The 23787-nt window shown below is 64.7% G+C and carries 23 protein-coding genes and 1 pseudogene; 21 read left to right on the plus strand and 3 right to left on the minus strand.

Features of this window, described 5'->3' with window-relative positions; translation table 11 throughout:
• Positions 1–49: 49 nt before the first annotated feature.
• The 11 genes from V9L20_RS08580 to V9L20_RS08630 all read left to right on the plus strand — a co-directional run bounded on the left by V9L20_RS08580 (position 50) and on the right by V9L20_RS08630 (position 11814).
• The gene (locus tag V9L20_RS08580) at positions 50–4942 is read left to right on the plus strand and encodes an RHS repeat-associated core domain-containing protein (RefSeq protein WP_337296252.1); all 4893 of its coding nucleotides are present in this window, start codon (positions 50–52) and stop codon (positions 4940–4942) included.
• Between the two features lies 1 nt (position 4943).
• Positions 4944–5318: a DUF7668 domain-containing protein gene (locus tag V9L20_RS08585; RefSeq protein WP_337296253.1), complete on the plus strand. Its 375-nt coding sequence runs from the start codon at positions 4944–4946 to the stop codon at positions 5316–5318.
• Positions 5319–5404: 86 nt separating this feature from the next.
• Entirely contained in the window at positions 5405–5935 is a 531-nt protein-coding gene (locus tag V9L20_RS08590; protein WP_337296254.1) for an SMI1/KNR4 family protein, read from the plus strand.
• 120 nt (positions 5936–6055) lie between these two features.
• Entirely contained in the window at positions 6056–6454 is a 399-nt protein-coding gene (locus V9L20_RS08595) for a hypothetical protein (protein ID WP_337296255.1), read from the plus strand.
• Complete coding sequence (locus V9L20_RS08600; protein WP_337296256.1) at positions 6451–6744, plus strand: hypothetical protein; 294 nt, start codon at positions 6451–6453, stop codon at positions 6742–6744. Before V9L20_RS08595 ends, V9L20_RS08600 begins: the two co-directional genes overlap by 4 nt.
• A 28-nt stretch (positions 6745–6772) precedes the next feature.
• Positions 6773–7159, plus strand: a complete 387-nt coding sequence (locus tag V9L20_RS08605) for a hypothetical protein (RefSeq protein WP_337296257.1) — start codon at positions 6773–6775, stop codon at positions 7157–7159.
• Positions 7156–7653, plus strand: coding sequence for a pentapeptide repeat-containing protein (locus tag V9L20_RS08610; RefSeq protein WP_337296258.1), 498 nt, complete (start codon positions 7156–7158; stop codon positions 7651–7653). Before V9L20_RS08605 ends, V9L20_RS08610 begins: the two co-directional genes overlap by 4 nt.
• A 154-nt stretch (positions 7654–7807) precedes the next feature.
• Positions 7808–8812, plus strand: a complete 1005-nt coding sequence (locus V9L20_RS08615; protein WP_337296259.1) for a sugar ABC transporter substrate-binding protein — start codon at positions 7808–7810, stop codon at positions 8810–8812.
• A 20-nt stretch (positions 8813–8832) separates the two neighbouring features.
• Complete coding sequence (locus tag V9L20_RS08620; protein ID WP_337296260.1) at positions 8833–9792, plus strand: ABC transporter permease; 960 nt, start codon at positions 8833–8835, stop codon at positions 9790–9792.
• Positions 9792–10598 carry an ATP-binding cassette domain-containing protein gene (locus V9L20_RS08625; protein WP_258507662.1) on the plus strand — a complete coding sequence of 269 codons (807 nt, stop codon included), beginning with the start codon at positions 9792–9794 and terminating at the stop codon, positions 10596–10598. Before V9L20_RS08620 ends, V9L20_RS08625 begins: the two co-directional genes overlap by 1 nt.
• Complete coding sequence (locus tag V9L20_RS08630; protein ID WP_258507661.1) at positions 10591–11814, plus strand: ROK family transcriptional regulator; 1224 nt, start codon at positions 10591–10593, stop codon at positions 11812–11814. Before V9L20_RS08625 ends, V9L20_RS08630 begins: the two co-directional genes overlap by 8 nt.
• Positions 11815–11827: 13 nt before the next feature.
• Here the strand turns inward: V9L20_RS08630 and V9L20_RS08635 are convergent, their stop codons facing one another.
• Positions 11828–12316 carry a hypothetical protein gene (locus tag V9L20_RS08635; protein ID WP_258507659.1) on the minus strand — a complete coding sequence of 163 codons (489 nt, stop codon included), beginning with the start codon at positions 12314–12316 and terminating at the stop codon, positions 11828–11830.
• A gap of 192 nt (positions 12317–12508) precedes the next feature.
• Here V9L20_RS08635 and V9L20_RS08640 point away from each other — a divergent pair, with 192 nt between their 5' ends.
• Positions 12509–13159 carry a hypothetical protein gene (locus V9L20_RS08640; protein WP_337296261.1) on the plus strand — a complete coding sequence of 217 codons (651 nt, stop codon included), beginning with the start codon at positions 12509–12511 and terminating at the stop codon, positions 13157–13159.
• A gap of 30 nt (positions 13160–13189) precedes the next feature.
• On the opposite strand, the gene V9L20_RS08645 is transcribed toward V9L20_RS08640, so the two are convergent.
• A complete protein-coding gene (locus V9L20_RS08645) occupies positions 13190–14200 on the minus strand; it encodes a Bug family tripartite tricarboxylate transporter substrate binding protein (protein ID WP_337296262.1) in 1011 nt (336 codons plus the stop codon).
• Positions 14201–14269: 69 nt separating this feature from the next.
• A complete protein-coding gene (locus tag V9L20_RS08650) occupies positions 14270–15064 on the minus strand; it encodes an IclR family transcriptional regulator domain-containing protein (RefSeq protein WP_337296263.1) in 795 nt (264 codons plus the stop codon).
• Positions 15065–15264: 200 nt separating this feature from the next.
• Here V9L20_RS08650 and V9L20_RS27315 point away from each other — a divergent pair.
• From V9L20_RS27315 to V9L20_RS08695, 9 genes and pseudogenes are all read left to right on the plus strand, one after another.
• Positions 15265–15543, plus strand: a pseudogene (locus tag V9L20_RS27315) (shikimate dehydrogenase family protein); the annotation flags it as partial.
• A gap of 701 nt (positions 15544–16244) precedes the next feature.
• Complete coding sequence (locus V9L20_RS08660; protein ID WP_337296265.1) at positions 16245–16847, plus strand: TRAP transporter small permease; 603 nt, start codon at positions 16245–16247, stop codon at positions 16845–16847.
• Between the two features lies 1 nt (position 16848).
• Positions 16849–18129, plus strand: a complete 1281-nt coding sequence (locus tag V9L20_RS08665; RefSeq protein ID WP_337296266.1) for a TRAP transporter large permease subunit — start codon at positions 16849–16851, stop codon at positions 18127–18129.
• Positions 18130–18193: 64 nt separating this feature from the next.
• On the plus strand, positions 18194–19198 hold the full coding sequence (locus tag V9L20_RS08670) for a TRAP transporter substrate-binding protein (protein WP_258507653.1): 1005 nt from the start codon (positions 18194–18196) through the stop codon (positions 19196–19198).
• Between the two features lie 28 nt (positions 19199–19226).
• Entirely contained in the window at positions 19227–20060 is an 834-nt protein-coding gene (locus V9L20_RS08675; RefSeq protein ID WP_258508481.1) for a shikimate dehydrogenase family protein, read from the plus strand.
• 100 nt (positions 20061–20160) lie between these two features.
• Positions 20161–21372, plus strand: a complete 1212-nt coding sequence (gene pcaB / locus V9L20_RS08680) for a 3-carboxy-cis,cis-muconate cycloisomerase (RefSeq protein ID WP_337296267.1) — start codon at positions 20161–20163, stop codon at positions 21370–21372.
• Positions 21369–21797: a carboxymuconolactone decarboxylase family protein gene (locus V9L20_RS08685; RefSeq protein WP_337296268.1), complete on the plus strand. Its 429-nt coding sequence runs from the start codon at positions 21369–21371 to the stop codon at positions 21795–21797. Before pcaB ends, V9L20_RS08685 begins: the two co-directional genes overlap by 4 nt.
• Positions 21794–23014: a multidrug effflux MFS transporter gene (locus V9L20_RS08690; protein WP_337296269.1), complete on the plus strand. Its 1221-nt coding sequence runs from the start codon at positions 21794–21796 to the stop codon at positions 23012–23014. The genes V9L20_RS08685 and V9L20_RS08690 overlap by 4 nt, the downstream gene beginning before the upstream one ends.
• A complete protein-coding gene (locus tag V9L20_RS08695; protein ID WP_337296270.1) occupies positions 23011–23775 on the plus strand; it encodes an alpha/beta fold hydrolase in 765 nt (254 codons plus the stop codon). Before V9L20_RS08690 ends, V9L20_RS08695 begins: the two co-directional genes overlap by 4 nt.
• Positions 23776–23787: the final 12 nt, after the last annotated feature.

Raw genomic sequence — 23787 nt, forward strand, 5'->3', positions numbered from 1 at the left:
CGGCCCGCGAACCTCGGCGACAACAAGAGATCAAGGGAGAGATTCGCGCATGGCTGAACAAGCCCCACAAAACAAGGCGCAAGGCGCGCAACCGACCGAACGCGAGCGCCAGACCGCGGTGGCGCCGCTCAACACCATCGGGGTGGAAGACATCGGCGCCGGTGCCGCCAAGATCGACAAGTGGCTACGCAAGCTCACCAACGACTACGTCACGCTCAACGTGCTGAAGACCTTTGCGGGCAGCCTGCCGGTCATCGGCAACATCATGGCGCTCATCGATGCGGTCTGGGACATCGTCGAAATGATCACCAAGAAGGCGTACTCCGACGTGCTGCAGTGGGTGAGCCTGGCGATCAACCTGCTGGGCGTGATTCCGTTTCCTCCCGGCACGGGCGCCGCGCGCATGAGCCTGCGGCCGATGCTGCACCTGCTCAAGCAGGAGATAGCCAAGTCGGCCAAGAACGTGGTGCCGAATATCGGCGAGGCTTTCGTGACGGTGCTCATCACCCACCTGAACGACACCATCGCCGGCACGCTCGACAAGTTCGTGGACGAGGCGCTCGGCTACCTGGACGACTTCCTGCAGTCATGCGCGAAAAAGGTCGACGGCATCGCCGATGCGCTGATCGGTGCACTGCAAGTGGCACTGGGCGAGAAGCCGGTGTTCGCGACGGGCGGCGCTGCCGAGAAGAACACCTACGACCCCAAGACCCAGAGCACCTGGGGCCGCATGATGGCCGCCGCCGCCGACGCCGCGAAAAAGTCCGCCAACTACGCGGCCGCGAAGGCGAGCCACTATGGGTTGCCCGACGCCGTGAAGGCGGAAATCCGAAATACCGTCGCCAGCCTGACCGATCTCAAGGGTGCGGCGCGCCGGCAGATCATGCGGCTGGGCGATGAGAGCCTGCAGTACGGCATCAAGTGGATGATCAAGATCCTCAAGGACGCACTGATCAGGCGCAAGGGAAAGCACGCCGCAAGCATCAACGCGACCAAGGGTTCGGAGGTACGGGGCAACAAGCCCGGCGGAGAGCAGGGCGCGACATCCGCGCAGGTTCCGGCCAGCGGCGACCCGGGCTGCAAGAACTGCGCGGTGTCAGGCGCCGGCGGCGCCATCGCACTGGCCACCGGATGCGAGAGCTTCGACCACACCGACTTCGTGCTGGGCGCGACGCTGCCCATCAGCTGGACGCGCGTCTATCGCAGCAACCTCGGCGCCTTTGACCAGGCCAGCCTGGGCGCGCGCTGGATCACGCCTTACACCACCCGCGTGGACGTTGCCAAGGCCGCCAAGGGCCGGCGCCAAGGCGAGATGAGCCTGATCTATCACGGCGCCGATGGCCGCAGCCATGCCTTTCCGTTGCTGGCCGTGGGCAAGAGCCATCACAACCCGATCGAGGAGATCACGCTCACGCGACTGAGCGAACGCCTGCTGGCGGTGGACTTCGGCAAGCCGGTGCCCGCGGGCGAGGCGGCCGATTGGCGCGAGACCTACGAACTCGTGGACACCGTGCCCGCCAAGGCTGCATCGCAAGGCAAGCAGCACTTCCGCCTGGTGGCCCAGCATGCGCGCGGCGGTGCCGCGGTCGGCCTGCGCTACGACCATGTGATCGCCGCGACCGGTGAAGAGGTGCTGAGCGACATCATCAGCCGGCAGGGCGATGCAGTCATCGCGCACGTCGGCACCCGGCCCGACGCCCGCACGGGCCTGATCAAGTCGCTGTGGGAGCTGAAGGACGGCCAGGTTGTGCGCCAACTGGCGGCCTACACCCACGATGCCGAAGGCGACCTTGTCACCGCGCAGGACGAGAACGGTGCCGGCTGGCAATACAGCTACAGCCATCACCTCGTGACCCGCTACACCGACCGCACCGGGCGGGGCATGAACTTGCAGTACGACGGCACGGGCGTCGACGCCAAGGCCGTGCGCGAATGGGCCGACGACGGCAGCTTTGCGCTCACGCTGGAGTGGGACAGGAATATTCGCCTCACCTACCTGACCGATGCCATCGGCGGCGAGACTTGGTACTACTACGACGTGCTGGGCTACACCTACCGGATCATTCACCCGGACAAGCGCGAGGAGTGGTTCCTGCGCGACGACGCCAAGAACATCACGCGCCACATCCACACCGATGGCAGCACGGACGACTACGTCTACGACGCCAACGGCAACCTGAAGACCCACACCCGCGCCGACGGCAGCCGCGTTCACTACGAATACGACGCGCGCCACCGGGTGACGGGCATCCTCGATGCCGAAGGCGGCGTCTGGAAGCGCGAGCACGATGCAAGCGGCAATCTCACTGAAGAAATCGATCCGCTCGGCAACAAGACCGAATACGCCTACGACCCGGCCGGCCAGCCGATTCTCATCACCGATGCCAAGGGCGGCGTGAAGACCCTGGCCTACACGCCCGCCGGCCAGATGGCGAGCTACACCGACTGCTCGGGCAAAGTCAGCAGTTGGGAATACGACAGCCGCGGGCGCCTCGTCAAGGCCACCGATGCGGCCGGCCAGTCCACGCGCTACCGCTACACGCCCGTGGGCGCGGCTGTGGCGCAAGGCGAAGACGGCGTCAACCGCAACCACCCGGGCCAGCTCGAGGAAATCGTGCTCCCCGACGGCACCCGCGAGCACTTTGCGCACGACGCCGAAGGGCGCTTGCTCGCACACACCGACGCGCTCGGCCGCCGCACCCGCTACAGCTACACCCGCGCTGGCCTGGTCGCCGGCCGCATCGACGCGGCCGGCCACACCTTGCGCTACCAGTGGGACCTGCTCGGCCGGCTGACCGAACTGCACAACGAGAACGGCAGCCGCTACGACTTCAAATACGATCCGGTGGGCAAGCTGCTGGAGGAAATCGGCTTCGACCGCAAGGCCACCCGCTACCGGTATGAGGAATCCACCGGCGTGCTGGCCGAGGTTGTCGATGCGGGCCACAGCACCACGCTCGCATTCGATCCGCTGGGCCGCCTTACCGAACGCCAGGCCGCGGAACAGGCGGAGCGCTTCGCCTACGACGGCAACGGGCGCCTGGTGGAGGCTGCGAACGGCGATGCGCGGCTACAGTGGTTCTATGACGCGGCGGGCAACCTCGCGCGCGAGCATCACCACTACGTCGAGAGCGGGCAAACGGCAGTCTGGCGCCATGGCTACGACGAGCTCAACCAGCGCGTGACCACCATTCGCCCCGACGGCCACACCACGCAGTGGCTGACCTACGGCTCCGGCCATGTGCACGGCCTGCTTGTCGACGGACAGGACATCCTCGACTTCGAGCGCGACGACTTGCACCGCGAGATCGCGCGCGAGCAGGGCAACGGCCTGACGCAGAAGCTGCGCTACGACCCAGTCGGCCGTTTGCTCGAGCAACAGATTTCGCAAACCAGGCCCGGTGCCATCGAAGCCGCTGCCGCCGTCCGCCGCAGCTATGCCTACGACAAGGCTGGGCAGCTCGTCGCCATCGGCGACAGCCGCCGCGGCAGCCTTAGCTACCGCTACGACCCTGTGGGCCGCCTGTTGGAAGCCAACAGCCGCCTGGGCCGCGAAACCTTCGCATTCGATCCGGCAGGGAATATCGGCAATCCTTCGGACACCACCGCGGCCGGCACGCTGGCCGCAGGCCGCGTGACCAACCGCGTCGCGGTTCGCCTGGACGGCGACGGCCGCAGCATGGCCGGCAAGCTGATGGACAACCTGCTCAAGGACTATGCCGGCACCCACTACAAGTGGGACGAACGCGGCAACCTTGTCGAGCGAACGAGCAATGGCGAGAAGACAACGTTCACCTGGGACGGCTTCAACCGCATGCGCAGTGCGAGCACCTACGGCAAGACCACGACCTTCAGCTACGACGCCCTGGGCCGGCGCATCGCCAAGCGATCCGAGCACGACGTCACCCTGTTCGGCTGGGACGGCGATACGCTGGCCTTCGAGAGCACGCAAAGCACCGAGGGCGAGAAGGAGCAGCAGGCTTGGCGCGGCGACAGCGTGCACTACATCCACGAGCCCGGCTCCTTCGTGCCGCTGGTGCAGATCAGGCAGGCCCAAGCCATCGCATTGAGCCAGACAACCGACGTGAAGGCGCTGATCGCGGCCAACGGCGGGCGCTACGAAATCGAGCAGGATCCGCTATGGAACGGGGAACAGCTCGGGTCGCCGCAGGCCTTCGCGCGGGAAGAGATTGCGTTCTACCAATGCGACCACCTGGGTACGCCGCAGGAGTTGACCGACCATGAGGGGCGGATCGCCTGGTCGGCGAGCTACAAGGCCTGGGGGCAGGCGCGGCAGGTAATCAGCGAGGCGGGGAGGAAGGCTGGGTTCAGGAATCCGATTCGGTTCCAGGGTCAGTACCTGGATGAAGAGACGGGATTGCACTACAACCGGTATCGATACTACGACCCGGCGAGTGGGCGGTTTGCCAGTCGCGATCCGATCAAGTTTAGGGGGGGCTTGAACCTTCATCAATTTGCTCCCAATCCAGTGAATTGGATCGATCCGCTGGGGCTTTCACCGATTAATTCATGCCCCTGCGAGTGCGAACGGATCCTTGCAGAAGAAGGCGTAGTAACAGGTAAGCATGGGGATCTGAAGAAGATTGGAGGTCTCCAAGACTCGCATCACATCTATCAAGATGCAGCGATGAAAAACATCAGCGGCTATGACTACAACGCTGCTCCAGCGATTAGTTTGCAGGGGCGCAATCCCGATGGAACAACGCGAGGTACACCTCACTACGGAGCCAATCGAGCGCAGGACAATGCGTCGCGGGCAGGAATCCTGGGCAGCGAGACAGTAGTAGCCTACAACTCACTGAAAGCGGCAGGACTGAGCCCCGCAGCTGCAAAATGCGCGACATTAAAAGCGCGTGGATATTTCAAATCCATTGGGGCGGGCGCAGGAACATCCACAACCACGCCATTAAAGAGGAAGTGAAATGAACGATGAATTTAGAGCTCAAGCCTATAAGCTCTTAGACGAATTTATTGGAGCGGTAAGCCGAGATGACCGGCAAGAACTGAACAATCATTTTGATGTCTCCGAGACACTGGCTGAGGAGATTCAAGAAATGATTCACGAATACTATCCTAATGAAGATTTTTCGCTTGGAATTGCTCCCTTTGAGTCGGCATTTTTAAAAGAAAAGCGCAAAAGGCCAGACATTGAGCTGTTCGAGATGAATGACGGCGACCGGTGGGGCGTGGAGTGTGTTCTATGGGTTAACGGAAAACCGAGCGAGCCAATATTGCATGTTGAGCTTTTCTGGAAAGCCTCGGACCTGAGGTTGCAATATAAATACATTGGATCTTAAATTGACAGATAAAAACTGGCAGCCTCTTATCTTTGATTTTATCAAAATGCGGGTGGGCGCTTAATGGCGGCGGTGCGAAAAATCTAATGTTTAGAAAACTTGGATTATCTGACGCAGGGCTGGAGATGCAAGGGGGCAGGTTTGATAGAAGAACAAGCGAACTTTACCGCTCAATGTATGAAACGCTCAATCCAACTGCCGAAGATATTCAGAAGCTCGAAGGCTCGGTTGGGCCAATTCCGGAGGACTACAAGGAATTCTTGAAAAATCACAACGGAGGCATCCCGAGCGCAACTTTGCTAAGGACGAAATCCAATGAGCGGGTCATAAATTCGTTTTTCGCATTGAATACGCCCTTCGGATTTGGAGATTCTATCGAAAACCACGCCAAAGTCTACGGCGAAAGAATTCCTAAAAAAACCATTCCTATTGCATCTGGAGGCGGTGGAGATCTAATTTTGCTGAACCTCGATGCGAGTAATTTCGGGCAGATTTTATATTGGGATCACAATTTCGAGTCGGACGATGAGGATGCGAGCAACTATTTTGAGAACACGGAAGTTGTAGCGAGCTCTTTTTCCGAATTCTTGAGCAAACTACGTCCTGATGTCGGGTGACTAGGAATTGCGGATCAATAGAGCGCATTGCTAGTTCAAACTGGGGTGGCGCTTTGGCTTGCCAAAGATGCCTCGAAGATTTTTATGTTGGCTTTAAGGAGAAACTCATTGCAACGGTTCATGATAGCCCTGCTGCTCGTCGCAGCCAACATCAGCTTTGCCACTGAGAGCGAGCCAAAGAAGATCAATCTGAGCAAATTGCACCAAGGCTACGTCAGGGGAGGTTATTCGACGATGGATTTGCCGGAATTCAATAAAAGGGTCGCGTTTTCCGGCGTGGTGATTGGCGGGCCGACCAAAGGCTTCAAAAGAGGGCCAGATAGCGCGAATGGTGGCACCTTGCTCAAAGTCGGTGTCGCTGGATCGGAAAACGAACTCGCTCGCATGGTTGCCCGAGATGCTGCCAATGCAGAAAAAATGGCGGCCCTGACAGCGGGCGCTGCATTCAAGGCTACATGCACGGTTGCGTTCGCATCGGGCGCGGGCTATGTCCCGTTGCAAGATTGCGTTCTCAATTGAAATGGGTTCGCGCCCGTGCCCAGCACACCGCTCGCCATCGCCTGGCCCATGCCCATGAGCGCTTTGCACAGACAGGGCAAGACCTGAACGATTTCGACATCCAGATCAGCGAGCGCACGCGTGAAGACGGCGAAGACGAGAACGGTGAAAACACCTTTGGAATCGCCTTTGTCGCAAAGCTCGAACCGGGCAAGAAGGGCCTTGGCAATGCAAATCGCCTCGGCCGTTCGGTGCTGTACATCGCCTCGAAAACGTCGGGCGAGATCTTGCGCGAAGCGGGGAGCCGCTGAGCGCCTTACGCAACGGAGAACAAGTCCCATGGAAAACGATGCTTCCGCTTCCGCCTCGTCTCTCTCTCCCATTTCAGGCGCCCAGAGCTATGCGCTCACTGATGAGCAGCGCCTTGCGCTAATGGCAAAGGCAGAGGCCGGCAATGCCGACTCTGCCTTTCGCCTCTCGCTGTACTACACCTTCACGTTCTCCGATCCCGATCAATCGATGCACTGGCTTTCCATGGCGGCCAAGGGCGGACATCGCATTGCGCAGCACAACCTTGCCTACGACCTGTACATGAACGGCACCGACCTCGAAAAGGCTGCCTACTGGGCCGCGGAGTCGCAGAAGAACGGCAACGCCGAAGCCGGATGGCTGCTGAGCGAAATCGAGACTGAGAAGGTCGTTTCCGGGTGGACCCCGCTGACATGAGTTCGCAGCTGATCATCCTGGCGCACGACATGTGGCGCAAAGGCGCAGGCGGAGCGCCGGCCGGCCTGGTGGGGCAGGCCGACAGCTTCGCATACGCGGGGCTCGACCTGGACCTGGCGCAGTTCGCCGGCTCGACTTTCGCGGGCACCAGTTTCACCGCCACCAGCTTCAAGCAGGCGGGCTGGAGCGCCTGCCAGTTCACGGGCTGCAACTTCACGCAGTGCGACTTCAGCGGCATATCGATTACCGGCTGCACCTTCGTCAGCTGCAGCTTCAGCGAGTCGCAGTTCAATGCCGCGCGACTGAGCGGCTCGACATTCACCGGCTGCACCTGGACCGGCCTCAGCTTCGACGGCGGCTCCTGGTCGCAGGTCGATGTGCTCGACTGCCGCGGTCACCGGGTCACCGCGAGCAACCTCCGCGGCCAGCAAGTGAACTTCACTGGCAGCCATTTCGAAGAGCTTGAATTCAACAACGCCGTCATCAACAGCTGAGTTCAACCCCGGGTTTCCGATAACTAAATCCACTTGATTTAGTCCTTCCGCTGTCCGATAGTCTCCCTGCGCCCGGATGCTCCGCGCCTTCCACGGCCCGCATCCGGATCCCAAGACCGCAGGCGCATTGCCGCCTGACCACGGAGACACACACATGCTCAGCTCCCGCTCCATCCTGGCCCTGGCGGCCATGTCCCTGGCTGCATCGTCCGCTGCCTTTGCCGCCGACCAGCCGGTCATCGGCCTCGTCACCAAGACCGAAACCAACCCCTTCTTCGTGAAGATGAAAGAGGGCGCGCAGGAAGAAGCCAAGAAGCTCGGCGCCAAGCTGCTTTCGGGCGCGGGCAAGGCCGACGGCGACAACGCGGGCCAGATCACAGCTATGGAAAACATGATTGCCGCGGGTGCCAAGACCATCCTCATCACGCCGAGCGACGCCAAGGCCATCGTGCCGGCGATCAAGAAGGCGCGCGACAAGGGCATCATGGTGATCGCGCTCGACAGCCCGGCCGATCCGCCGGAGGCGACCGATGCGCTCTTCGCCACCAACAACTACACGGCCGGCGTGCTGATCGGCGAATACGCCAAGGCCGCGATGGCGGGCAAGCCGGCGAAGATCGTCGCGCTCGACCTGCTGCCTGGCCACCCGGTGGGCGCGCAGCGGCACAACGGCTTCATGAAGGGCTTCGGGCTTGCGGCGAACGATGCCAAGTCGAACGAGCTGTCGAAGGCGCCTGAAATCGTGTGCATGGCCGACAGCTTCGGCGACCAGGCCAAGGCGCAGACGGCAATGGAAAACTGCCTGCAACGGGCGCCCGACGTGAACCTGGTCTACACCATCAACGAGCCCGCCGCGGCCGGTGCCTACAACGCGCTGAAGCGTGCGGGCAAGGAGAAGGGCGTGATGATCGTGTCGGTCGATGGCGGTTGCCAGGGCATCAAGGACACCAACGCCGGCGTGATCGCGGCAACCTCGCAGCAGTACCCGCTCAAGATGGCGGCCATGGGCGTGGCGGCAGGGGTGGAATATGCCAAGACGGGCAAGAAGGCCTCAGGCTATGTCGACACGGGCGTGACGCTGATCGCCGGCAAGAGCGTGCCGGGCGTCGACAGCAAGGACACCAAGACCGGCGCCGAGCTGTGCTGGGGCAAGAAGTAATCGAAGCCCGGAGCATCTAGATGGCGAAATCTCCGACGCACCATATTCCGTGGGGCGCCCTGGGGCCGTGGCTGGCCCTGCTTGGCGCATGCATCTTCTTTGCGACCCAGTCCGACCGCTTCCTGACGGGCGGCAACCTCTCGCTGATCATGCAGCAGGTGATGGTGGTCGGCGTGATCGCCATCGGCCAGACGCTGATCATTCTCACGGCGGGCATCGACCTGTCATGCGGCATGGTGATGGCGCTGGGCAGCATCATCATGACGAAGTTCGCCACCGAACTGGGCCTGCCGGTGCCGGTGGCCATCTTGTGCGGCATTGGCGTGACCACGCTGTTCGGCTTGCTCAACGGCTTGCTGGTCACGCGCATCAAGCTGCCGCCGTTCATCGTGACGCTGGGCACACTGAACATCGCGTTCGCGATCACGCAGCTGTATTCGTCGTCGCAGACCATCACCGATCTGCCCGCCGGCCTCACGGTGCTGGGCACCACCTTCACCGTCGGCAGCGCCGAAGTGGCGTGGGGCACGGTGCTCATGCTGGTGCTGTATGCGCTCGCATGGTTCGTGCTGCGCGAGACGGCCGCGGGGCGGCATATCTACGCGGTGGGCAACAACGCCGAGGCCACGCGCCTGGTCGGCATTCCGACCCAACGCGTGCTGCTGGGCGTGTATGTGGCGGCTGGTGTGCTCTACGGCATTGCCTCGCTGCTGTCGGTGGCGCGCACCGGCGTGGGCGATCCGAATGCGGGGCAGACCGAGAACCTCGACGCCATCACGGCCGTGGTGCTCGGCGGCACCAGCCTGTTCGGCGGGCGCGGCATCGTGCTGGGCTCGCTCATCGGCGTGCTCATCGTCGGCGTGTTCCGCAACGGGCTCACGCTGATGGGCGTGTCGTCGATCTACCAGGTGCTGGTAACGGGCGTGCTGGTGATTCTTGCGGTGGCGGCCGATCAACTCTCGCGCCGGGGAGCACGCTGATGAACGCCGCGGCCAATCCTCAATCCGCCAAGATCGTCATGCAGGCCAAGGGCCTGGTGAAGCGCTACGGCCAGGTGACAGCGCTCGACGGTGTCGACTTCGAGCTGCGCGAAGGAGAAATCCTCGCGGTGATCGGCGACAACGGCGCGGGCAAGTCGTCGCTCATCAAGGCGCTTTCGGGCGCGGTGGTGCCCGACGAAGGCGAGATCCTGCTCGACGGTGCGCCGGTGCATTTTCGCAACCCGCTCGACGCGCGCCGCGCGGGCATCGAAACGGTCTACCAGGACCTGGCCGTGGCACCCGCCATGACCATCTACGAGAACCTCTTTCTCGGCCGCGAGCTGCGCCGCCCAGGCTTCATGGGCAACGTGCTGCGCATGCTCGACAAGAAAAAGATGCTGCAGGAAAGCGCCGCGCGCATGGCAGACCTGAAGGTCGGCATCCAGTCGATGACGCAGGCGGTCGAAACGCTCTCTGGCGGGCAGCGCCAGTGCGTGGCCGTGGCGCGCAGCGCGGCGTTCGCGCGGCACGTGGTCATCATGGACGAGCCCACCGCCGCGCTTGGCGTGAAGGAGGGCAACATGGTGCTCGAGCTGATCCGCCGCGTGCGCGACCGCGGGCTGCCCGTGGTGCTCATCAGCCACAACATGCCGCATGTGTTCGAGGTGGCCGACCGCATTCACGTAGCGCGGCTCGGCAAGCGCGCGGCGGTGCTCAACCCGAAGAACATCAGCATGAGCGATACGGTGGCCGTGATGACCGGCGCCATGACGGCCGACCAACTGCCCGCGGAGGCGCATGCCTGATGCAGAAGTCGCTATGCGCCCGCCCGACCTGTTGCGCCCGCGCGGCTCCAACCAGGTGGGCATGCGCCAGTTCAACGAGCGCGTGGTGCTGCAGGCCCTGCGCGTTCACACCAGCCTGCCGAAGGCCGACCTCGCGCGGCTCACCGGGCTGAGCGCGCAGACCATCGGGCTCATTACCGCCCGGCTCGAGGAAGACCAGCTCATCGTCAAGCAGGGCCGCGTGCGCGGCCGCATCGGACAGCCGTCGGTGCCGCTGGCGCTGAACCCGGACGGTGCCTTTGCCATCGGCATCAAGGTGGGGCGGCGCGGCGCCGAATGGTTGCTGATCGACTTTGCCGCACAGGTGCGGGAGCGCCATGCCATGAGCTACGACTTTCCGGATGCGCAGGCGCTGCTGCCCGCCATTGCCGAGCATATCCATCGCCTGCGCGACGGGCTCGGGCCGCTGGCTGTGCGCAACGTGGGCGTGGGGCTGGCCGCGCCTTTTCTGCTTGGCGGTTGGCACCGCACGCTGGGCCTGTCGAAGGCGCAGTCGGACGAGTGGAACCAGATGGACCTGCTGGCCGAGGTAAGGGCGCGCACTGAGGTGCCTGTGAGCTTTGCGCGGGACACGGTCGCCGCCTGCGTGGCCGAACTGGTCGGCGGGCGCGGTCACGACCTGAAGAGCTTTTTGTACATCTTCGTCGACACCTTCGTGGGCGGCGGGCTGGTGATCGATTCGCACCTGCACACCGGTGCGCACGGCAACGCGGGAGCATTGGCCTCGTTGCCGATGCAGTCGGTGCGAGCCGGTGGCACGCTGCCGCCGCAGGTCATGGCCGAGGCTTCGCTCTGGGAGCTGGAGCAGCGGCTGCAGGCGCAAGGGCTGGACACCACTGCCGCGTATGACGACCGCGCGCTGCAGGCGCCGTATGCAGCGGTTACCCAAGCCTGGCTGGGCTCCGCATCGCTGGCCTTGGCCCATGCCATCGTGAGCAGCACGGCGGTGCTCGACCTCGCCGATGTGGTGATGGACGGTTCGATGTCACGCTCGCTGCTGCAGGCGCTGCTCGAACAGACGCGCGCGGCGCTGGCCCGGTGCAACTGGGAAGGGCTATGGCCGCCGCAGCTGCATGGAGGCAGGCTGGGCGCGCAGGCCTGTGCGCTGGGCGGGGCCATGCTGCCGCTGCACGCCAATTTCGCGCCTGACCACGACGTGTTCCTGAAGGCGGCCTAGGGGCTTGCGCAGCTCACAAGCTTGCGGATGCGTGCACGCCGCGCGGCAGCCGCAACGTGCTCGCTTGCGCGCCTTCGGGGCAAGGTCCATCGGAATAGCTTGCTTCGCCTTCGGGCATGACGCACTTGTGCACCTCGACCACGGCCGGTGCGGTCTTGGCCGGCGCCTCCGCCGGAGCGACTACAGGGGCTCCGAAGTTCGCGTTTGCGAGCGGCGCATAAGCGGGCGCATACGGCGACATGGGCATGACCGGTTCAGGGGACGAGCGGGCCACTTCACTCGGCAACGCCCGCGTGCTGGTGGCCGGCTCGACATGCGCCGGCATGACTGCCGGTGCCAACCCGGGCGCGCGTGCGGCGCTCTCTTGAACCAGGTCTTTCAAGGTCACATAGAAAAGCGACACCGCGACCAGTGCCACACCCAGGCAAGGCGCCCAGTACCGGCTGGAGCCTTGCGCAATATCCGGTTGCCCGGTCTTGCCGATCGTCTGTTCGAGGCCCATGGCTGAAGTTCCTTGTGAGTGTTCAGCCGTTCTACCGGCCGCAACCGACCGCCCTTGTAGGCCTGCGCCATGCGCCACGACGGAATACGCCTCGAAAACGCCGCGGAGAAAGCCGCCTGGACGGTTCGAAAGGGCCGAGACGCGAGAGTTTCGATAATGCAGTCCGTCCAGTAGATAGAACCGACCGCAAAAATGAGTGCCGCAGATTTCCTCTTCGCCCCCGAAGTACAAAAGCTACTGATGGTTGCCTACGCGGCGCCCGACCAACCGTTTTCTTCCAGCGAGCTGGCCAAGCGCTCGAAGCTCGAACCCGATGATGCAGCGCGCACGCTGGAGCACCTTGTCGGCAGCGGCATCCTGAAGCGCAGCAAATCGAAGGCGGACGAGGCCGAGACCATTTCGGTCGACCGCGCGTTCATCTTCCACGACGAGTTGCGCAACATTGCGCTCAAGTCTTTTGCCGCAGCCGAACCGGTCCGCGCCATGCTGCGCACCAAGTTCAAGGACTCGGTCATGCGCGCCTTCATCCTGCAAGAGGACAAGGACGGCACCCTGGAGCTCCTCGTCGTGCACGGCCAGCTGGTGCCCGATGAATCGGCCATGAAGGCCGCGTGCCAGAAGCTGTCGAAGAACATCCACCGCCATCTGAAGATGCACGTCATCTCGAGTGCGAGGTTCAACAGCCTCACGCCGCGCGACTCGCTCGCGTCGAAGATTGCGGCACCGGGCGCGCTCGAAATCATTGCGCTTGGCGATACGAAGGCTCAGCCGCCGGTCGAGAAGGTCGGCCTTCTGCAAAGCGCGAAGAAGAAACTCGCAACGTTGGCGCGCCCTTCGGCGTAAGCGCGCAGCGCGAGGCCGTTCAGGCCCGGCTCAGTCCGGCTTGATGTTCGCCCTTGCAATCACCTTTTGCCAACGCGCCTGCTCGGCCGCAATGAACTGTGCGAACTGTTCGGGCGTGCCGCCGATGGCCTCGGCCGCATCGCCCGTCAGCCGCTGCATGGAGTCGGGCGACTTCACGGCCTTCATCGTCTCGGCAGAGAGCTTGGCCAGCTGCGCGGGCTCGATGCTGGCCGGCGCAAGCATGCCGTACCACTGCGTCATCTCGAAGCCCGGAAAGCCTTGCTCGGCCACCGTGCCCACGTCGGGCAGTTGCGGCAAACGCTTGGCCGAACCCGTGGCAATGCAACGCACCTTGCCGCTCTTGATGAACGGAAGGATGGCCGCCGCACCGATGGCCGAGGCATCGAGCCGGCCCGAGAGCAGGTCGGTCACCATGGGGCCGGTGCCGCGGTAGGGCACATGCAGCATGAAGACGTTGGCGGTCATCTTCAGGTACTCGAAAGCCAGGTGGCCCGCGCTGCCGTTGCCCGCGGAGCCGTAGCTCAGCTTGCCCGGCTTCGACTTGGCGTAGGCGATGAACTCCTTCAGGTTCTGCGCCGGTACGTCGGGGTGCACCACGTACAGGCTGGGCACCTTGGCCAGCAGGCTCACGGGCCTGAAGTCCTTGTTCGCGTCGTAGGGCAGCTTGGCAAAGATGTACGGGTTGACCGCCAGCGTGCCGATGTGCCCGAGGATCAGTGTGTGCTGGTCGGTGGCGCGCGCCACTTCGCTCATCGCAATGTTGCCGGCCGCGCCGGGCTTGTTGTCGACGAACACGCTCTGCCCGAGCGTGCGGGAAAGTTCGGCGGCCGTGGAGCGCGCCACGATCTCCGAACTGCCGCCCGGCGCAAAGGGCACCACGAAGCGGATCGACTTGCTCGGCCAGGCGGCCTGGGCGGAGCCCACCGAAGGCAGCAGGCCGCCAAGGGCCAGCGCGCCGCCGCCTTGCAGCCATTGGCGGCGCGTGGACTGTTGATCGTTCAGGAAGAAGTTGTCGGACATGAATTTGTCTCCGTTGCTTTTGTGTGAGGGGAGCATCTTGCCCGACGAATGCAGCCGCAACCTGCCGGGTCAGATCAGGTTGCGCATCGCCTGCGCCGTCTCGCGCAGCACCGGCAGCACGCGCGCCACCGCGTCCTCGGAGCTTTCGTGGCCCATGGGCATGGTGATGTTGAGCGCGCCCAGCAGCATGCCGTGGCGGTCGCGCAGCGGCACCGCAATGCCGCGCGAGTTCAGGTCGAGCTGCTGCTCCGACAGGGCCCAGCCTTGTGCGCGGATGCGCGCCAGCTCGAGCTTCATGCGCTCCTTGCTTGCGATGGTGTGCGAGGTGAACACCTGCAGCTCCCGTGTGGCGAGCCATTCGGCCAGCTCGGCGTCGCCGCGCAGCGCCAGCATCAGCATGCCCGCGGCCGTCACCTGCGCCGGCACGCGCGCGCCGAGCACGTAGCCGGTGCTCATGCTGCGGTTGGGGCCGTTGCGCGCGATGTAGACGACCTCGTCGCCGTCCATCACGCTGAGGTAGGCGATCTCGTTGGTGCCGGCCGCCACGCGCTGCAGAAACGGCTGCACGATGCGCGGCAGCCGCGCCGAGTCGAGGTACGACTGGCCCAGCCGCAGCACGCGCGGCGTGAGCCAAAAGAGCTTGCCGTCGCTGGCCACGTAACCCATGTGCTGCAACGTCAGCAGATAGCGGCGCGCAGCCGTGCGGGTCATGCCGGTGCGCTCGCCGGCCTGGCTGGCGGTCAGGCGCGGGTGGGCGTCGTCGAAGGCTTCGATGATGCTCACGCCGCGCTCCAGGCCGGCGATCCAGTCGCGCTTGTCGAGCCCGGGCGGGGCGCGGGAAAGGTCGGTGAGATCGGTGCTCATGGTGCGGGAGTTTGCCGTGCCGGCGGCGCTGCAGCGCTCAGCCCTCATCAGGATTAACCCTGTTTTTGTGCGATGAACGAACGCATTAAGACGATAGTCGTGCATTTCCGGTGCTGCGGAAGGCGGGCTTGGGACTCAAGATGGATAAAGTGCGCCCTGGCGATGGCTTTGGAGCGATTGCCGCACAAAAGAGGCAAGACATGACCACCTCCATCACCGGCAGCACCCTGGCGTACCTGATCCCCGGCGACCCCGTGCGCAACGTGCGCCTGCCGAAGATGTTCAACGCCGTGTTCGAGCGCTTCGGCATCGACGCGGTGCTGGTGCCCATGCAGGTGCCGCTGCGCGACTTTGCGGTGTTCCTCAAGTCGGCCTTCCTGGCCCGCAACGTGCGCGGCATGGTGATTGCGCCGCCGCACAAGCCGCTGGCGGTCGATTTGCTCGACGGATGCGGCCTGTTCGGCCGGGTGGCGGGCTCGGTCAACGTGGTGCGCCGCATCGAGAACAACGAACTGGAAGGCGACCTGTTCGACGGCGAAGGCCTTCTGGGTGCGCTCGATCATTTCAACATTCCGTTCCGCGGCAAGCGGGTGCTGATCCTCGGCGCCGGCGTGAGCGCTGCGGCCATCGGCGTTGCGCTGGCCGAAGGCGGCACCGTGGATGGCGCGGAGCACATTGCCCTGTACGACACCTCGGCCGGCAAGGCGGCGGGCGTGGCGGCCAAGCTCGATGCGTTCTTCGATGCCAACGTGGTGGCGGTCGACAGCAATGCACCCGAAGGCTACGACCTGGTGATCAATGCCACGTCGCAGGGGCTGGAAGAGACCGACGCTCTGCCGGTCGATGTTGCGCGCATGGAGCCCCACGCCGCACTGTTCGACATCTTGCTGCGCAACCAGCCGACGCCGCTGGTGCGCGCCGCGCGTGCCCGCGGGCTCAACGCACAGGCCGGCTTCGAAATGCTGATCCAGCAAATGCCGCACTACTTTGCGTATTTCGGCCATGCCGAGGCGGCGCAGGGCCTGCGCAGGGACGCGGATTTTCTGCGCGAGATCATCTATCCGCCCGCCATGCATGCGGAGATTGCCGCCCCTCTGCGCTATCGCTCCGACACCGTCGCCTGAAAGGCGCTTGCGGAACAGCGCCGAGCGGAACAATTTCAACAAGAGTCAAAAGAACAATGACAAGAATCTTCTCGTGGTACTGCCGCGGGCTCGAAGGGCTCATGGCGCTGATGCTGGCCATCATGGTGGTCATGGTGTTCGGCAACGTGGTGCTGCGCTACGGCTTCAACTCGGGCATTACCGTGTCGGAAGAGGTGTCGCGCTGGCTCTTCGTCTGGATGACCTTTCTGGGTGCCATCGTCGCGGTGCGCGAGCACGGCCACCTGGGCACCGACATGCTGATCTCGAAGCTGCCCACGTGGGGCAAGAAGCTGTGCCTGTACCTGTCGCACGGGCTGATGCTGTTCGCCTCGTACCTGCTGCTCACGGGCAGCTGGCAGCAGACGCTCATCAACTGGGACGTGAGCGCACCTACCACCGGCGCCTCGGTCGGCATCTTCTATTTCGTCGGCGTGGTATTCGGCGTCTCGGCCATCGTGTTCCTGCTGTACGACCTCTGGCGTGCAGTGACCGGAAAGCTCAGCGACGCCGAACTGGTCATGGTGCATGAGTCGGAAGAGCAGGGCGACATCGACCGCATCAACGCCGAGCTCGCGCGGCGCGATGCCGAAGAGGCCTCTGCTGGCCACCGCGGCGGCAACGGCGCACGAGGCAACTGACATGACGATCGCCATCTTCCTCGGTGCCCTGCTGGGTGCCATGGCCATCGGCGTGCCGATCGCCTATTCGCTGCTGCTGTGCGGTGTTGCGCTGATGTGGCACCTCGACCTGTTCGATGCGCAGATCCTCGCGCAGAACGTGATCAACGGCGCCGACAGCTTTCCGCTTTTGGCCGTGCCCTTTTTCATGCTGGCCGGCGAGGCCATGAACCAGGGTGGCCTGTCGCGGCGCATCGTGAACCTGGCGCTGGCGGTGGTGGGCCATGTGCGCGGCGGGCTCGGCTACGTGGCCATCGTCGCGGCCTGCATCCTTTCGGCGCTGTCGGGCTCCGCGGTGGCTGATGCGGCGGCGCTCTCGGCGCTGCTGATCCCGATGATGGTGGCCGCGGGGCACGACAAGGCGCGCTCGGGCGGCCTGATCGCGGCCTCCGGCGTGATCGGCCCGATCATTCCGCCCTCTATCGGGTTCGTCATCTTCGGTGTGGCCGCCAACGTGTCGATCTCCAAGCTGTTCCTGGCGGGCATCTTCCCGGGCATTTTGATCGGCGCCTCGCTCTGGTTCACGTGGTGGTGGCTGGTGCGCAAGGAAAAGGTGCTGCCGCCGCCGCGCAAGTCCAAGGGCGAGATGCTCACCGCGTTGCGCGAAGCCACCTGGGCGCTGCTGCTGCCGCTGATCATTCTCGTGGGCTTGCGCTTCGGCATCTTCACGCCCACCGAGGCGGCCGTGGTGGCTGCGGTGTATGCGATCTTCGTGGCCACGGTGGTCTACCGCGAGCTCAAGCCCTCGCAGTTCTACGCCATGTTCGTGTCGGCCGCCAAGACCAGCGCGATCGTGATGTTCCTGGTTGCGGCGGCCATGGTCTCGGCCTGGCTCATCACCGTGGCCGACCTGCCGGCCAAGCTGGTGGCGTTGCTCGAGCCGCTGATCGCAAGCCCGATGCTGCTGATGATCGTGATCATGGTGCTGGTGATGGCGGTGGGCACCGCAATGGACATGACGCCCACCATCCTGATCCTCACGCCGGTGCTGATGCCGGTGGTCAAGGCGGCGGGCATCGATCCGATCTACTTCGGCGTGCTGTTCATCATCAACAACTCGATCGGCCTGATCACGCCGCCGGTAGGCACCGTGCTCAACGTGGTGGCCGGCGTCGGGCGCATGAAGATGGATGAGCTCACGCGCGGCGTGTGGCCCTTTGCGCTCGCAGAGTTCGGAATGATGTTCCTGATGGTCATGTTCCCGCAGCTCGTGATCTGGCCGGCCCGGCTGCTGAGCGGCTGAGGCGCTGGCCAGCCGACCCTTCCCCAATTTGCTTTTCTTATTTCAACCCGAGGAGACTTTCACCATGAACAAATTTTTCAGCAAGACGCTGGTCGCCCTGGTCGCGGTCGCTGCCATGGGCGGCGCCGCCGCCCAGGTGAAGGAACGCACGCTCAAGTTCGCGTTCCAGAACCAGACCGGCCATCCGCAGGCACAGGGTGCGCAGAAGTTCGCAGACCTCGTTGCCGAGAAGTCGGGCAAGAAGATCACCGTCAAGCTGTTCCCGGGCGGCACGCTCGGCGGCGACCTGCAGACCGTTTCGGCCATGCAGGGCGGCACCATCGAGATGACGGTGCTCAACGCCGGCATCCTCACCGCGCAGGTGAAGGAATTTGCCGCCTACGATTTCCCGTTCCTGTTCAACAACGCGCAGGAAGCCGACGCGGTGACCGACGGCCCCTTCGGCCAGAAGATGCTCGCCAAGCTGGACGAGAAGAACCTGCACGGCCTCGGCTACTGGGACCTGGGCTTCCGCAACCTGACCAACAGCAAGCGTCCGATTGCCAAGGCCGAGGACATCGCGGGCCTGAAGATCCGGGTGATCCAGTCGCCGATCTACATCGACCTGTTCAACACGCTGGGCGCCAACGCCACGCCGATGCCCTTCCCGGAGCTGTATTCGGCGCTGGACCAGAAGGCGGTCGACGGCCAGGAGAACCCCAACACCGTGATCGCATCGTCGAAGTTCGCCGAGGTGCAGAAGCACATCACGCAAACGCGCCACATCTACAACCCGCAGGCGCTGATCATCAGCAAGAAGACCTGGGACAGCATGAGCGCCGAAGAAAAGAAGATCATCGGCGACGCCGCTGCCGAAGCCACCAAGTTCCAGCGCGAGGCCTCGCGCGCCGCGGCCGACACCGCGCTCGACACGCTCAAGAAGGCCGGCATGACGGTGACCGAGCTCCCGCCCGCCGAAATGGCCAAGCTGCGCGACAAGGTCAAGCCGGTGATCGACAAGTACACGGCCACCGTGGGCGAGGCGACCGTGAAGGAACTAATGGCCGAGATCGCAAAGGTCCGCAAGTAAGTTCAACCACAGGCGAATGAAGGACAGCATGATCACCGGCAAGACCACCCTCGTCGCGCACCTGGGCTTTCCCACCGAGAGCTTCAAGGCGCCGATGATCTACAACCCCTGGTTCGAGAAGCAGGGCATCGACGCGGTCGTGGTGCCGATGGGCGTGAAGCCGGAGGACTACCCCGCGGCGTTTGCCGCGCTGTTCCGGCTCACCAACATCCGGGGTGCGCTGGTGACCATGCCGCACAAGATCACGACGATGGGCCTGGTCGACGAGGTCACGCCGACCGCGAAGATCGCCGGGGCTTGCAACGCGGTGCTCAAGCGCGCCGACGGCACGCTGGTGGGCGACCAGTTCGATGGCGCGGGTTTTGTGCGCGGCGTTCTGCGCAAGGGCTGCGCGCTCAAAGGCGCGCGCGTGCTGGTCTCTGGAAGCGGCGGTGTCGGCTCGGCCATTGCGGCTTCGCTGGCCGCCGCCGGCGTCGCGCAGATTGCGCTCTTCGATGCCCACGCGCCGTCGGCCGATGCGCTTGCCGGACGGCTGCGCACGCACTATCCCGCGCTGGCCGTTTCCACGGGCTCGAACGACCCGGCCGGTTTCGACGTGGTCGTCAACGCCACGCCGCTGGGCATGAAGGAGGGCGATGCGCTGCCTTTCGACGTCGACCGCATCGCGCCTTCGACCTTCGTCGGCGAGGTGGTCATGAAGTCCGAGTACACGCCGCTGCTGCGCGCCGCGCTGGACAAGGGCTGCGCGGTGCAGGTCGGCACCGACATGCTGTTCGAGATGATTCCCGCGTATCTCGAATTCTTCGGCTTTGGCACCGCCACGGCCGACGAGCTGCGCGCCGAGGCGAAGATCAGCTACTGAGTTGCGACCGACGCAAACGCCTACGTCCCACGGGCGTGTTGCGAACGCAGTGTAATGCCGTCTCGCCGCCCGATTTTTTTGATGCAAAGAGGCGTTCACCATGAGTATTTTTGAAGGCTTTCTTTCCACTTCCGAAACGCTTTCAGCCTTCAGCGACCGCAACTTTGTCGACGCCATGCTGCGCTTCGAGGCGGCGCTCACGCGGGCGCAGGCCGCCGTCGGGCTGGTGCCTGAATCGGCTGCGCATTCGATCGTCGGCAGCTGCAAGGTCGAGCTGTTCGATGTGGCGAAGATCGTGCGCGACAGCGGCCGCGCGGGCAGCGTTGCAATTCCGCTGGTCAAGGCATTGAAAGAGGCCGTGGGCCTGTTCAACGCGGAGGCGGTGCCCTTCGTGCATTTCGGCAGCACCAGCCAGGACGTGATCGACACGGCCATGGCATTGGTCACGCGCGAGGGCATGGCGCTGATCGAGAAAGACCTCGACCGTGCCATCGAGGCGCTGCTGCAGCATGCCGTGCAGCATGCCGCCACGCCGATTCTTGCGCGCACGTTGATGCAGCCGGCCTCGGTCACGAGCTTCGGCCTCAAGTGCGCGGGCTGGGCCGCGCCGCTGGTGCGCAGCCGCGTGCGCTTGCGCACGGCCGCGCACCACGCCCTCAACGTGCAGCTTGGCGGGGCCGTCGGCACGCTCTCGCAGATGAAGGGGCAGGGCCCGGCCGTGGTGCAGCGCGTGGCGGACGAGCTCGGCCTCGGCAACCCCGGTGCCACGTGGCACACGCAGCGCGATGAATGGGTGGCGCTCGGCTGCGAGTTGGGCCTGCTCACCGGCAGCCTGGGCAAGATCGCGCGCGACATCTCGCTCATGGGGCAGTACGAAGTCGGCGAGGTGGCCGAACCCACCGAGCCGGGCCGTGGCGGCTCTTCGGCGATGCCGCACAAGCGCAACCCCGTGGCCTCGATGGTGGCGCTGGCTGCGGCGCAGCGTGCACCGCAGCGCGTGGCCGCACTGCTGGCCGCCATGCCGCAGGAACACGAGCGCGCCCTCGGCGGCTGGCAAGCCGAGCTGGCCGAGTGGCCGCAACTGCTGATGTCCGCCCATGGCAGCGCACGCGCCCTGGCCGGTGCGCTGCCGGGCCTGCAGATCGACGCGGCGCGCATGCGCGCCAACATCGACACGCTTCGAACGGAACTGCCGCGCGAGGCAGCCGACGAATGGTTCAGCCCGGCCCTGGCCGGACCGGCAGGCGAAACCGCGCTGCGCCAGGTGGCGGCGCTGCGCGACCAACTGATTGCGAAAGACACATCCCGATGACCGATCCGAAAAGCACACCTCCCGCCGGTGACTACGAAGCGGGCCTTGTCAACCGCCGGCGCGTGCTCGGCGATGCGTGGGTCGACAAGTCGCTGGCCAACCGCAACGAGTTCAACGCCGAGTTCCAGGAGCTCATCACGCGCCACGCGTGGAACGACATCTGGGGCCGGCCCGCGCTGGGCGACAAGACGCGCCGCTTCATGGTGCTGTCGATGATGCTGGGCATCCATGCGTATGAAGAATTCGCCATGCACGTGCGCGCGGCGCTCGACGGCCCGCCCGAATCGCGCCTGACGCCGGACGACATCAAGGAAGTGATCATGATGGCGGCCATCTACTGCGGCGTGCCGGTGGCCAACCACGCCTTCGGCATTGCGACCGGCATCTTGCGGGAGAAGGGCCTGCTGGCAGCAGCCCCGCAGTGACCGGACCCACGGATATTCGAAAAGGGCGTTTCGACGTCGGCTTTGGCTTGCTGCTGCCGCTGCTCCTGGCGGCCCAGCCTGTGGCCACCGACAGCTACCTGCCCGCGCTGCCCGCCATTGCCAATGAGCTGGGCTCGGCGAGCACCAGCCTCACGCTGTTTGTGCTGGCCTTCGGTTTTGCGCAATTGCTCTGCGGGCCGCTGGCCGACCGCTTCGGGCGCCGGCCCGTGCTGTTGGCGGGGCTGGGTTGCTACGTGGTCGCGGCGCTGGGCGGTGCATTCGCCGGCAGCGTGGCGGTGCTTGCGGGCTGGCGCACGCTGCAGGGCTTTTCGATGGCGGCCATTCTGGTTTGCGCGCGCGCCGCGGTGCGCGACCTGTACCCCGCGCACGAGGGGCCGCACGTCATGGCGCGCGGGCTCACCGGGCTGGGTGTGGTCGGGCTCCTCGCGCCGCTGCTTGGCGCGTGGCTGGTGCAAGGGGCGGGCTGGCGCTGGGTGATGGGGTCGATGGCGCTGTATGCGTTGGTGCTCTTTGCGCTTTGCTGGCGTTCGTTCGGCGAAACGCGGCTGCCGCTGGCGGGCGATGTTTCCGCGCCGCGCGGCAGTGCGCGCGCGGTGTTCGCGAGCCGCAGCTTTCGCGCGTGGGCTTCGGTGGCCGCAACCACTTACGGCGGCCTGTTCTGCTTTCTGCTGCTGTCGCCGATGGTCTACATCGGCTATCTGGGCTGGTCGCCCGCGATGTACGGCTGGATTCCGGCGGGCGGTTCGCTGGTCTACATTTTCAGCACCACGATGTGCCGGCGCCTGCTGCGCAAATACGGGCCCGTGCACACCGTTCAGCTTGGCGCTACGCTGAGCATTGCCGGGGCAACGATCCAGGCGCTGGGCTGCTGGCTGGCGCCGCACAGTGCGGTGCCGCTGCTGGTGGGGCACGCCGTTTATTGCCTTGGCCACGGCATCCACCAGCCCTGCGGCCAGGCCGGCGCGGTGGGCGACTTGCCGCACCTGGCGGGCCGCGCCGTGTCCTGGTCGGGCTTCGGCATGATGATGGTTGCATTCAGCGTCGGGCAAATTGCGGCACAGTTTGTCGACACCGGTTATTCGAACGGCGCCTGGCCGATGGTCGTGCCCATGCTGCTCGCGGGCTGCGTGCTGCTGGCCATCGCGTTTCTCTGGCTGCCGCGTCTTCAACACCCGATAAGGAAGGAATCAACATGACCCGTTTGAACGTCGTCCGCGAAGGCAGCGGCCCCTTCGTCGTGCTGAGCCATGCGCTGGGTTGCGACCTGCACATGTGGGACGGCGTGGCCGAGCAGCTTGCGCGCGGCCACACCGTCATCCGCTACGACCACCGCAACCATGGCGGCTCAGAGGTGGTGCCGGGCGCGCTGCGCATCGAAACACTGGCGCAGGACGTTACCGAGCTCATCCAGCGCGAGACCGGCGGAGAGCCGGTGCATTTCGTCGGCCTTTCGATGGGCGGCATGACCGCGCAGGCGCTGGCGGTGCGGCATCCCGAGCTGCTGCGCAGCGTGGTCATTGCGAATTCGTCGGCTCACTACCCCGACCAGTCGCCGTGGCGCGCGCGCGCTGAAACGGTGGCCGCCAAAGGCGTGGCGGCCATTGCGCCGGGTGCGGTGTCGCGCTGGCTCACGCATGGCTATGTCACCACGCAAGAGGGCAAGGCGGCGGCGCAGGCGCTGAACGACGTGCTGGTGCGCACCGATGCAGAGGGCTACATCGAAAGCTGCAATGCCGTGGCCGCCATCGATTTTCGCGAGAGCAACCGCCGCATTGCCGTGCCCACGCTGGTCATTGCGGGCCTGCAGGACGAAGCCACTCCGCTGGTCATGTCGGAGGCCATGGTGGCCGCCATTCCCGGCGCGCGGCTGGCCACGATCGATGCCGCGCACCTGAGTGCGGTGGAGCGGCCGGTTGAATTTACGCAGCTGCTGATCGATTACTGGCGCAGTCTCTGAAAAATCGGCCGC

This window comes from Variovorax sp. CCNWLW225, assembly GCF_037204045.1.
Lineage (GTDB): Bacteria > Pseudomonadota > Gammaproteobacteria > Burkholderiales > Burkholderiaceae_C > Variovorax.